Origin of the sequence: Magnetospirillum moscoviense, assembly GCF_001650635.1 — a bacterium.
Taxonomy (GTDB): domain Bacteria; phylum Pseudomonadota; class Alphaproteobacteria; order Rhodospirillales; family Magnetospirillaceae; genus Magnetospirillum; species Magnetospirillum moscoviense.
On sequence record NZ_LWQU01000200.1, the window covers coordinates 1 to 10,371 of the forward strand.

Annotated in this window: 12 protein-coding genes; 10 read left to right on the forward strand and 2 right to left on the reverse strand. The window is 67.1% G+C overall.

Annotated features, from left to right (window positions below; all coding sequences use genetic code 11):
- Positions 1-639: 639 nt before the first annotated feature.
- Positions 640-1,593, reverse strand: a complete 954-nt coding sequence (gene bioB / locus A6A05_RS19035) for a biotin synthase BioB (protein WP_068504646.1) — start codon at positions 1,591-1,593, stop codon at positions 640-642.
- Positions 1,594-1,735: 142 nt separating this feature from the next.
- Here bioB and bioF point away from each other — a divergent pair, with 142 nt between their 5' ends.
- From bioF to A6A05_RS19085, 10 genes are read left to right on the forward strand one after another with little or no spacing between them, the layout of a single operon-like run.
- Positions 1,736-2,914 (forward strand): 8-amino-7-oxononanoate synthase, encoded by a 1,179-nt coding sequence (gene bioF, locus A6A05_RS19040; RefSeq protein WP_068504649.1) that lies wholly within the window; start codon positions 1,736-1,738, stop codon positions 2,912-2,914.
- On the forward strand, positions 2,911-3,543 hold the full coding sequence (locus A6A05_RS19045) for an alpha/beta fold hydrolase (protein WP_068504651.1): 633 nt from the start codon (positions 2,911-2,913) through the stop codon (positions 3,541-3,543). Before bioF ends, A6A05_RS19045 begins: the two co-directional genes overlap by 4 nt.
- Before the next feature lie 13 nt (positions 3,544-3,556).
- Positions 3,557-4,297, forward strand: a complete 741-nt coding sequence (locus A6A05_RS19050; RefSeq protein ID WP_068504653.1) for a methyltransferase domain-containing protein — start codon at positions 3,557-3,559, stop codon at positions 4,295-4,297.
- 3 nt (positions 4,298-4,300) lie between these two features.
- Positions 4,301-4,915, forward strand: a complete 615-nt coding sequence (gene bioD, locus A6A05_RS19055; protein ID WP_068504655.1) for a dethiobiotin synthase — start codon at positions 4,301-4,303, stop codon at positions 4,913-4,915.
- Complete coding sequence (gene bioA / locus A6A05_RS19060) at positions 4,916-6,226, forward strand: adenosylmethionine--8-amino-7-oxononanoate transaminase (RefSeq protein WP_068504657.1); 1,311 nt, start codon at positions 4,916-4,918, stop codon at positions 6,224-6,226.
- Positions 6,227-6,235: 9 nt separating this feature from the next.
- On the forward strand, positions 6,236-6,769 hold the full coding sequence (locus A6A05_RS21105; protein WP_068504659.1) for a hypothetical protein: 534 nt from the start codon (positions 6,236-6,238) through the stop codon (positions 6,767-6,769).
- Positions 6,770-6,818: 49 nt separating this feature from the next.
- The gene (locus A6A05_RS19070) at positions 6,819-7,829 is read left to right on the forward strand and encodes an efflux RND transporter periplasmic adaptor subunit (protein WP_068504667.1); all 1,011 of its coding nucleotides are present in this window, start codon (positions 6,819-6,821) and stop codon (positions 7,827-7,829) included.
- Between the two features lie 4 nt (positions 7,830-7,833).
- Complete coding sequence (locus A6A05_RS19075) at positions 7,834-9,081, forward strand: ABC transporter permease (protein ID WP_068504661.1); 1,248 nt, start codon at positions 7,834-7,836, stop codon at positions 9,079-9,081.
- A complete protein-coding gene (locus A6A05_RS19080; RefSeq protein WP_068504663.1) occupies positions 9,078-9,752 on the forward strand; it encodes an ABC transporter ATP-binding protein in 675 nt (224 codons plus the stop codon). The genes A6A05_RS19075 and A6A05_RS19080 overlap by 4 nt, the downstream gene beginning before the upstream one ends.
- The gene (locus A6A05_RS19085; RefSeq protein WP_068504665.1) at positions 9,749-10,126 is read left to right on the forward strand and encodes a TfoX/Sxy family protein; all 378 of its coding nucleotides are present in this window, start codon (positions 9,749-9,751) and stop codon (positions 10,124-10,126) included. Before A6A05_RS19080 ends, A6A05_RS19085 begins: the two co-directional genes overlap by 4 nt.
- 27 nt (positions 10,127-10,153) lie before the next feature.
- On the opposite strand, the gene A6A05_RS21550 is transcribed toward A6A05_RS19085, so the two are convergent.
- Positions 10,154-10,371: hypothetical protein (locus A6A05_RS21550; RefSeq protein ID WP_216635828.1), on the reverse strand; the 218-nt coding region annotated here is incomplete at its 5' end.

Here is a 10,371-nt window from a genome sequence, read left to right on the forward strand (position 1 = left end):
GTCTTCACTTGTCAAAGAGCGTGGAGACTTTCGCCTCCGTCAGACCCCGCCGCGTCACCGCCGCAGAACCCGTCCCCCTCAGGGGAGGCCGGCTTATATCTCGGTGCCCGCCACACCGTCAACCCCTTTTTTTCGAACCACCAGAACTTTCCGTCCCAGCAATTCCGCGGAGTTCGTTGATCTCTCCGCGTTATCCGAACCGCCCTTTCAGGCCGCTCGGGAGGCGAGGTTTCTACCCTTGGGCAAACCCTCCGTCAACCGTTTTTTTCGGATCGTTTCGAAGTTTCCTTCGCTGCAATCCCGCCGAGCCGATCAACTTCCTCGCTTGGCGCCCCTCCCGGACCAGGTCCGTCGGGGAGGCCGCTTTCTACGCCCCGAACCGGGGTGCGTCAACAGCCTTTTTTACAAATTTGCGTCACTACACCGAAATGCGGCGGTGGCGTCGGATCACCCTTCCGTTATCGGGAAAGGGAGGCGGTCGCCGGCCGCATTCTGGAGATCCACACCCGTCGAATTCGGCGCGTGGCCGACGTTCAGGTGCGAACGAATGGTTACCCTACTCCGCTTTGCCCGATCTGGCAACCGGACTTTACATCGGTGTCCCACACCGGACTTTACATCGGTGTCCCACACCGGACTTCACATCGGCGCCAGGCCCAGGCGGGCGAACAGGCTTTTGTCCTGCCCCGGGGCGGCGTTCTTGGCGGTCAGCAGCTTTTCGCCGCAGAACACCGAATTGGCGCCGGCGAAGAAGCACAGGGCCTGCATCTCCTCGGTCATGCCCTCGCGGCCGGCCGACAGGCGGACGAACGACTTGGGCATCATGATGCGGGCCACCGCGATGGTGCGGATGAAATCGAACGGGTCGGGCCGCTCGATTTCCGCCAGGGGCGTGCCGGGAATCGGGATCAGCAGGTTGATCGGCACCGAATCCGGGTGCTTGGGCAGGTTGGCCAGGGCGATCAGCATCTTGGCGCGGTCGTTCTGTTTCTCGCCCATGCCGACGATGCCGCCCGAGCAGACATGCAGGCCGGCATCCTGGACATGGCCCAGGGTATCGAGGCGGTCCTGGAAGTTCCGCGTCGAGATGATCTCTTCGTAATGCTCGGGGCTGGTGTCGAGATTGTGGTTATAATAGTCGAGACCGGCTTCCTTCAGCTGGCGGGCCTGTTCGCGCGACAACAGGCCGAAGCTGGCGCAGGTCTGCATGCCCAGCGCCTTGACGCCCTCGATCATCGCCAAGGCCACCTGGAAATCGTCGCCCTTGGGGCCGCGCCAGGCCGCCCCCATACAGAAACGCGACGCCCCCTCCTCTTTCGCCTTGGCGGCGGCGGCGATCACCTCTTCCACCGCCAGCAGCTTTTCCTTTTCCAGCCCGGTGGCATAGTGCGCCGATTGCGGACAGTAGGAACAATCCTCGGGACAGCCGCCGGTCTTGATGGACAGCAGCCGGCTGATCTGGATGCGGTTGGGGTCGAATTCGGCGCGGTGGATGGTGTGGGCCTTGTACAAAAGGTCCATGAACGGCAGGGCATACAGCGCCTCGACCTCATCGACCTCCCAATCGTGCTTGAGGCCGTCTGGCTTCAACATCGTCGCCGCTTGCGCCATTACCGCCGTACCTCCCGAAAAACCCTAGTCGAATCAGGGCTATCGCCCCGGCTTGCGGGCCGAACAATAGTGCGGCGAACACCGGCTTTGCAACATCCGCGAAATGGGGCTAGAACACCGCCCCATGAGGAACCTCGACGAAACCATCGGCCGCGTGCTGGCGGACCTGGCCCAGGACGGCCGGCTGCGATCTTTGCGCGCGGTCGAACCCATGGATGGCGGCCGCATCCGCATCGACGGGCGCGAGCTGGTCAACTTCTCATCCAACGATTATCTGGGCCTGTCGCGCCATCCGGCCTTGATCGAGCGCGCCCGCCAATGGGCCGAGCGTTATGGCGCCGGTGCCACCGCCTCGCGGCTGGTGACCGGCCACACCGCGGCGCTAGCCGCCATCGAGGAGAAGATCGCCGCCGCCAAGGGGGTCGAGGCCGCCCTGGTGCTGGCCTCGGGCTGGCAATGCAACGCCTCGGTGCTGCCGGCCCTGCTGGACAAGGCGCTGTGGGGGGCCGAGCCGCTGGTCTTCGCCGACCGGCTGAACCATGCCAGCCTGCATATGGGCTGCCAGTCGGCCGGCATCCGCCAGACCCGCTTTCGCCACAACGACATGACCCATCTGGACGAGTTGCTGGCCCGCAGCGCGCGTGAGCCGGGGCCGCGATTCATTGTGACCGAATCGGTGTTCAGCATGGATGGCGATGCCCCCGACGTCGATCGGCTGGTGGCCCTGGCCGAGGAATGGGACGCCTTCTTATATCTGGACGAGGCGCATGCCACCGGAATCCTGGGCACCAACGGCTTTGGCCTGTCGGTCGGCACCCATGTCGATGTGTCGATGGGCACCTTTTCCAAGGCGATGGGCAGCTTCGGCGCCTATGTCGCCAGCTCGCGGGCGGTCAAGGACCTGTTGGTCAACCGCGCCTCGGGCCTGATCTATTCGACGGCGCTGCCGCCGGCGGTGCTGGGCGCCATCGACGCCGCCATCGACCTGGTGCCGACCCTGGGCGCCGAACGCGCCCGCCTGGCCGCCCTGGCCGACAAGGTGCGCCGGGCCTTTGCCGCCGCCGACCTGGACACCGCCGGCTCGACCACCCAGATCGTCCCGGTCATCCTGGGCGACGAGGACCGCACCCTGAAGGTCGCCGCCCGGCTGGAGCAGCAGGGCCTGCTGGGCATCGCCATCCGGCCGCCGACCGTGCCGACCGGCACCGCGCGCATCCGCTTCGCCCTGTCGGCCACCCATAGCGACGAGGATATCGAGCGCCTGATCGACGCCACCATCCAAGCGGCGCGAGACATCCCTTGAGACCCGTCGTTTTCGTCCACGGCTGGGGCTTCGACGCCTCGTTCTGGCAGCCGGTGGCCGAACGCCTGCCCGACTTCGCCAAAAGCTTCGTCGATCTGGGCTTTTATGGCGCGCCGCTCCGGCCGCGCATCGATCATCCGCTGGTGATCGGCCATTCCATGGGCTTCGCCTGGGCGCTGGCCAACCTGGAGCGCCCCTGGGCCGGCGCGGTGTCCATCAACGGCTTCGCCCGCTTCACCCGGGCGCCGGATTTCATCGCCGGCCAGCCGCCGCGCCTGATCGAACGCATGCATGCCCGCTTCGAAAGCGAGCCCGACAAGGTCACCGCCGAGTTCCTGTCCCGCTGCGGCATCGAAGCCACCGACCTGTCGTCCATCCGCCCGCCCGCTTTGGGGCCGGCCTTGGCCTGGCTGGGCTCGTGCGACGAGCGCGCCCGACTGGCCAGCCTGGATTGCCCGCTGCTGGCCCTGGCCGGCGCCCGCGATCCCATCGTGCCCGATGCCATGAGCCGCGATTCCTTTCCGCCCGAAAGCCTGACCCTGGTCGAGGAAGCCGGCCATCTGCTGCCCTTGACCCATCCGGAATGGGTGGCGTCGCGCATTCGCCTGTTCGCCGCCGGGCTGGGATGAAAGCGACGCCGCCATGAGCCGCAAGCGAAAGGTTGCCGACGCCTTCGCCCTGGCCGCCGCCACCTATGATCAGGCGGCCGAGGCGCAAATGAGGGCCGCTCGCCATCTGGCCGATCTGGTCGCCGCCTTGCCCCTGCCCGCCGCCCCGGATGTGGTGGAAGTGGGCTGCGGCACCGGCCTGCTGACCCGCCTGCTCAAGCCGGCCATCGGCGGCAACTGGCTGCTGACCGACCTGTCTCCGGCCATGGTCGAGGCCGCCGCCGCCGCCATCCCCGACGCTGAACATCGGGTGATGGACGGCGAACACCCCGACCTCGCCCCGGCCAGCGCCGACCTGATCGTCTCGAACCTGGCGGCGCAGTGGTTCCTTGATCTGCCCCAGGCGGTCGAGCGTCTGGCCGCCTGCCTGCGCCCCGGCGGCATGCTGGCCTTTTCCACCCTGGCCCACGGCTCGCTGCGGGAATGGCAGGCGGCCCACGCCCGCCTGGGCCTGGAAGACGGCGTCGGCCCCTTCCCCAGCTTCGATGCCCTGCAGGCGATGCTGGCTGACTGTCGGCTGACCTCGCAGGTTTTCACTGTCAACCATGTTGACGGCAAGGCCTTCCTGGCGGCCCTGAAGGCCATCGGCGCCACCGTCGCCGCCGAGGGCCATCGCCCGCTGTCACCCGGAAGTTTACGCAAGGTGATCAAGGCCATGGGTGCGCCGGCCGAAGTGAGCTACCATGTGGTCCATGCGGTTCTGTCGAGGGAGTAGGCCATGAAGGGCGTCTTCGTCACCGGCACCGACACCGGCATCGGCAAGACCCTGGTGTCGGCTTGGCTGGCGCAGCATTGGCGCGCCGATTACTGGAAGCCGGTCCAGACCGGTGCCCTCGAGGACAGCGATTCCGACACAATCGCCCAACTGGCCCCCGACGCCCGCATCCACCCGCCGGCCTATGTCTTCAAGGCGCCGCTGTCACCGCACGAGGCGGCGCGGCGCGAAGGTGCCCGCATCGACCTGTCGGCGTTGATCCCGCCCGCCGTGCCCGGCCCGCTGGTGGTCGAAGGGGCCGGCGGCGTGATGGTGCCGCTGAACGAGCTGGCCTTGATGGTCGATCTGATGGAACGCCTGAAATTGCCGGCCATCGTGGTGGCTCGCACGGCGCTTGGCACCATCAACCACACCTTGCTGACGCTGGATCTGCTGCGCCGCCGCCGGGTTCCGATCCTGGGCGTGGTGCTGAACGGCCAAAGAAATCCCGGCAACCGCCAAGCCATCGAGCAATTCGGCGCCGTCCCCATCCTGGCCGAGCTGCAGCCGCTGCTGGCCGTCACCGCCAAGGTGATCGCCGGCTTGCCGCCGCCGGCCTTCCATATGCCCGAGAGCTGAATGACCACCCTGTCCTATGACCAATTGCGGGCGCTGGACGCCCGCCATGTCTGGCATCCCTTCACCCAGGCCGCCACCGCGCCGCCGCCGATCCTGGCGCTGGGGGCCAAGGGCGCGACCATCTATGGTGCCGACGGTCGCGAATATCTGGACATGGTGTCCAGCTGGTGGGTCAACCTGCACGGCCACGGCAACGAGGCCATCGCGGCGGCCATCGCCGAACAGGCCATGCGGCTGGAACAGGTGATCTTCGCCGACTTCACCCACGAACCGGCGGCCCGCCTGGCCGATCGCGTTTGCCGGCTGCTGCCGGGCGACCTGGACCGGGTGTTCTTTTCCGACGACGGCTCGACCGCCATCGAGGTGGCGATGAAGATCGCCCGCCAGTACTGGAGCAACCAGGGAAGCGACCGCCGGGTATTCGTCGCCTTCGACGGCGGCTATCACGGCGACACCGTCGGCGCCATGTCGGCCGGGCGCTCGTCGGGCTTCTTCGGCGCGTGGGAGAACATGCTGTTCCCGGTCGAGGTGGCCCCCTTCCCCGCCACCTGGGACGGCGACGATGCCGCCACCCGCGAGGCCCAAGCCCTGGCCGTGCTGGACGAGATTTTCGACCGAAACCGCGACCGAATCGCCGCCCTGATCATCGAGCCCCTGATCCAGGGCGCCGCCGGCATGCGGATGTGCCGGCCCGAATTCCTGCAGGCGGTAGCGGCCCGCGCCCAGGCCGCCGGCACCTTGCTGATCTTCGACGAGGTGATGACCGGGTTCGGCCGTACCGGCGCCCATTTCGCCTGCCTCAAGGCCGGCGTGACCCCCGATCTGATCTGCCTGTCCAAGGGATTGACCGGCGGCTTCCTGCCGATGTCGCTGACGGTCGCGCGCGAAGAGATCTATCAGGCCTTCCTGGGCCCCGACCTCCTGAAGGCCTTCCTGCACGGCCATTCCTATACCGCCAATCCGCTGGGCTGCGCCGCCGGGCTGGCCTCGCTGGACCTGCTGGAAGCACCCGCCTGCCAGGGCCGTATCCGGGCCATCGAGGACATCCACCGCCAACGCCTGCCCGATCTGATGGCCCGCCACCGGCAACTGATCCAGCCGCGCGTGTGCGGCACCATCGCCGCCTTCACCCTGCCCGGCCAGGGCTATGGCTCGGCGGTCAGCGCCCGCTTGAAGAAGGACTTCCTGGAAAACGGCGTGCTGATGCGGCCCCTGGGCGACGTCTTGTACCTGCTGCCGCCTTATTGCATCGAGGATTCGCAGCTTCATCGCGCCTGGGACACGGTCGATTTCGTCCTGTCGCGGCTGTAGGAGGGGGCCATGCTGCGCATCGAGGAAATCGTCGGCGCCATGGATGACGACTTTCGCGACGCGCTGGAAGCGCTGACCGACGAGCGTCTGGCCGAGCTGGCCGGCAATAAGCGGGCCTTGGACCAGTACCGCCCGGTCGGGGTGTCGCACACCGAGGCGATGGCGATGATCGCCTATATCCAGGAAATTCGCGCCAACCCGCCGCCAGAGCCTGTGCCCGAACCGACGCAGGAACCGACGCCAGAGCCGACGCCGACGCCCACGACAGCGCCGACACCCGAACCGCTGCCCGAGCCCACGCCGCCACCGCAGAAGCCGGAACCGGTACCGACGGCGACACCCGCCCCTTCCCCCGTTCCGTCGTCATGCCCGGGCTTGACCCGGGCATCCGTTGAGCCTCGGGTCAAGCCCGAGGGTGACGACATCATCCCCGCTGCCGAACCCGAAGCGGACGCAACGAAACAATCCCTCCTGCCCCTTGGCGCCGCCGCATTGGCCGCCGGCCTGGCCGCCGCGCTGGCGGCGATTTTCGCCCTGCGGTAATCGCCGTCACCGTGGCACGCCAGAACCTTTCGTGTATGCTGAAAACATCATGATCCGCCGCCCGTTTTCCATTCTTCGACTACTATTGGTCTTGGCCGTCATCGCCGCCGGGGCGGCATGGCTTTACCTGCAAAACGGCACAGCCAAGGTAGCGCTGGCCACCGCCCGGCCCGGCCCGGCCATCGAGGCGGTCTATGCCACCGGCACGGTCGAACCGGAAAGCTGGGCCAAGGTCGGACCGCTGACCGTCGGCCGCATCGCCGAGATGCTGGTGACCGAGGGCGAGCGGGTCACCCAGGGCCAGAAGCTGGCCCGCCTGGACGACCGCGAGGCGGCGGCCAAGGTGGCGGAACTGGAAGCCCGCGCCGCCTATTGGCGCGAGGAAATGGGCCGCGCCCGCACCCTGGCCGACAAGGGCATCAAGGCGCGCGAGGCCGAACAGAAGGCCGCCAGCGAGTACAATCAGGTCACCGCCGCCATCGCCGCCGCCCGCCAGCGCCGCGCCGACCTGGTGGTGGCCGCGCCCATCGACGGCGTGGTGCTGCGCCGCGATTTCGAACCGGGCGAGGTGGTCGGCACCGATTCCACCCTGTTCTGGATCGGCGAGGCCCGCCCCTTGCGCATCACCGCCGATGTCGATGAAGAGGACATCGCCCGGGTGATGCCCGGCCAGAAGGTGTTGATCAAGGCCGACGCCTTCCCCGATGCCGCCCTGACCGGCCGGGTCGACCGCCTGACCCCCAAGGGCGACCCGATCAACAAGACCTTTCGGGTCCGGGTCCGCCTGCCCGACGACACCCCCGTGATGATCGGCATGACCGCCGAGATCAACATCATCACCGCCGAGAAGACCGACGCCCTGCTGATCCCCGCCGCCGCCATCTCGGCCGACGGCACGGTGTGGCGGGTGGTGGACGGCCGGGCCCAGCCGCAAACCGCTCGCCTGGGCATTCGCGGCCGCGACCGGGTCGAGGTTCTGGGCGGATTGAACGAGGGCGACAGCGTGATCGCCGCGCCGCCGACCGGCCTGAAGGCCGGCGACCGCGTCAAGGTGGAGTAAGCCCATGGCACCCCTGGGTCTGGCCATCGCCATGCGGCACCTTCTGCACCGCCGCCGCCAGACCCTGACCTCGCTGGTCGGCGTCTCGCTGGGGGTGGCGTTCTTCATCGGCATCGCCTCGATGATGCAGGGCTTCCAGCGCGACTTCGTCAACCGCATCATCGACGCCGCCCCCCACATCACCATCAAGGACGAATTCCGCACGCCGCCGCCCCAGCCGGTCTTCGCCGCCTTCCCGGACGCCGCCGTGCGACTGCGCGGCATCAAGCCCAAGGACGAGGTCCGGGGCCTTCGGGGCGCGCGTGCCCTGATCGACGCGCTGGAACAAATGCCCGGCCTGCACCTCGCCCCCACCCTGGCCGGCCAGATCCTGCTGCGCTTCGGGGCCAAGGACATCTCGGGCAACGTCACCGGCATCGTGCCGGACCGCGAGCGGCTGGTGACCAAGCTGGAACGCGACCTGATCGCCGGCTCGCTGGACAGCCTTTATACCGCCGCCAACGGCATCATCATCGGCGAGGGCATCGCGCTGAAGGCCGGCATCGGCATGGACGACATGGTGTCGGTGATCGCGCCGTCCGGCGTGCTGCTGCGCATGAAGGTGGTCGGCATCTTCCGAAGCGGCATCACGCTGATGGACAATTACGACACCTATGTCCTGATGAAGAAGGCGCAGGTGCTGCAAAACCGCCCCAACGTCATCAACCGCATCCGCATCCGCCTGGACGATGTCGAACAGGCCGCCGATCTGGCCCGCGCCATCGAGACTCGCTTCGGCTGGCGCACCGAAAGCTGGCAAGAGCAATCATCGAACATCCTGTCGATCTTCGTCATCCAGAACGCCATCATGTATTCGACCGTCGGCGCCATCGTGATCGTCGCCTGCTTCGGCATCTTCAACGTGATCTCGACGGTGGTGTTCGAGAAGACCAAGGATATCGGCATCCTGAAAAGCATGGGATTCCGCGACGCCGACATCCGCCGCATCTTCGTCTATGAAGGCCTGATCGTCGGCATCGTCGGCATGCTGATCGGCTGGGCCTTGGGCTATGCCATCGTCGAGTTCATGGCGTCGTTGCGCTTCAATCTGGAAGGCTTCGTCCGCGCCCAGGGCTTCGTGCTGTACCGCACGCCCAAGCATTATGTCCTGTCCGGGGCCATGGCGATCTTCGCCTCGACCTTCGCCGCCTGGCTGCCGGCCCGCCGCGCCAGCCGCCTGAACCCGGTCGACATCGTCAGGGGGGCGGCATGAGCCCGGCCATCGAGGCCCGCGGCCTGACCCGCATCCTGCCCGGCCTGGTGCCGGTGACCCTGGTCGAGGGCATCGATTTGACGGTCCAGGCCGGCGAGTTCATCGCCATCACCGGGCCGTCGGGATCGGGCAAGTCGTCGCTGCTCTATCTGCTGGGCCTGTTGGACAAGCCCAGTTCCGGCACGGTGCGGCTGCAAGGCTTGGCTACCGAGGGGCTGGACGGCGACCAACTGGCAGATTTGCGCCTGGCCCGCATCGGCTTTGTGTTCCAGTTCCATTTCCTGCTGCCGGAATTCTCGGCTGCCGAGAACGTCGCCATCCCGATGCGCCGGCTGGGCGCGATGCCGGAAAAAGCCATCCGCGCCCGCGCCGACGAACTGCTGGAGGGGCTTGGCCTGGCCGAGCACCGCGCCAAGCTGCCGGAACAGATGTCGGGCGGCCAGCGCCAGCGCGCCGCCATCGCCCGCGCCCTGGCCAACGACCCGGCCCTGATCCTGGCCGACGAACCGACCGGCAATCTGGACACCGCCTCGGCGCATCTGGTGTTCCAGACCTTGCGCGGGCTGGCGCGTGACCAGAACCGCACCATCATCGTGGTCACCCACGATACCGAACTGGCCGCCACCGCCGACCGCCGCCTGCATCTGGTGGATGGGCGTGTGGTGCCATGAGCCGCAAGCCGAAGGGACCGTCGTCAGAAGACCAGGCGGCGGCCGGACTGGCGCATGAATTGTTCTCGGATCTGGGGCCGATCAGGATGCGCCGGATGTTCGGCGGCGCCGGCCTTTATTGCGGCGAGCTGTTCTTCGCGATCATTCTGGATGGGGTTTTGTACCTGAAAGGCGACGGGGACAGCGCCGATGATTACCGCGCGGCCGGATCGGAAGCCTTCACCTGGCACAATCCGAAGACCGGCAAGGACGTGACGATGAACTTCTTCACCCTGCCGGAAGACGCGGTGGACGATGCCGATCGCGCGCTGGATTGGGGGCGTGTGGCGCTGGCGGCGGCAATGCGGGCGGGGATGAGGAATGGTGGGCGGTGAATGATGAAATCTGGTCGGTTCACCGCGTCAATCTTTAGACGACGCTTTCGCATCGTAACTGACGGCCGTTAACTTCAACCGGTCGGCGTGAGCGAAGATGTCGTCCAAGCCCTCGATCCGAACGCGCTCTTCATTCTTGTCAGCATCGAACAGGCCGAGATACTTGACCCCGGATTTCCCAGATGGTGCTGCGATTTCGTGACAGCGACTGCCAAATCTGATATAGAAATCAAGGCGGTACGGAC

Coding starts and splice junctions, on each gene's coding strand:
- A6A05_RS19080 (WP_068504663.1), top strand. CDS start 9,078: ATGAGCCCGGCCATCGAGGCCCGCGGCCTGACCCGCATCCTGCCCGGC.
- A6A05_RS19070 (WP_068504667.1), top strand. CDS start 6,819: ATGATCCGCCGCCCGTTTTCCATTCTTCGACTACTATTGGTCTTGGCC.
- A6A05_RS21105 (WP_068504659.1), top strand. CDS start 6,236: ATGCTGCGCATCGAGGAAATCGTCGGCGCCATGGATGACGACTTTCGC.
- A6A05_RS19050 (WP_068504653.1), top strand. CDS start 3,557: ATGAGCCGCAAGCGAAAGGTTGCCGACGCCTTCGCCCTGGCCGCCGCC.
- bioD (WP_068504655.1), top strand. CDS start 4,301: ATGAAGGGCGTCTTCGTCACCGGCACCGACACCGGCATCGGCAAGACC.
- bioA (WP_068504657.1), top strand. CDS start 4,916: ATGACCACCCTGTCCTATGACCAATTGCGGGCGCTGGACGCCCGCCAT.
- A6A05_RS19085 (WP_068504665.1), top strand. CDS start 9,749: ATGAGCCGCAAGCCGAAGGGACCGTCGTCAGAAGACCAGGCGGCGGCC.
- bioB (WP_068504646.1), bottom strand. CDS start 1,593: ATGTTGAAGCCAGACGGCCTCAAGCACGATTGGGAGGTCGATGAGGTC.
- A6A05_RS19075 (WP_068504661.1), top strand. CDS start 7,834: ATGGCACCCCTGGGTCTGGCCATCGCCATGCGGCACCTTCTGCACCGC.
- bioF (WP_068504649.1), top strand. CDS start 1,736: ATGAGGAACCTCGACGAAACCATCGGCCGCGTGCTGGCGGACCTGGCC.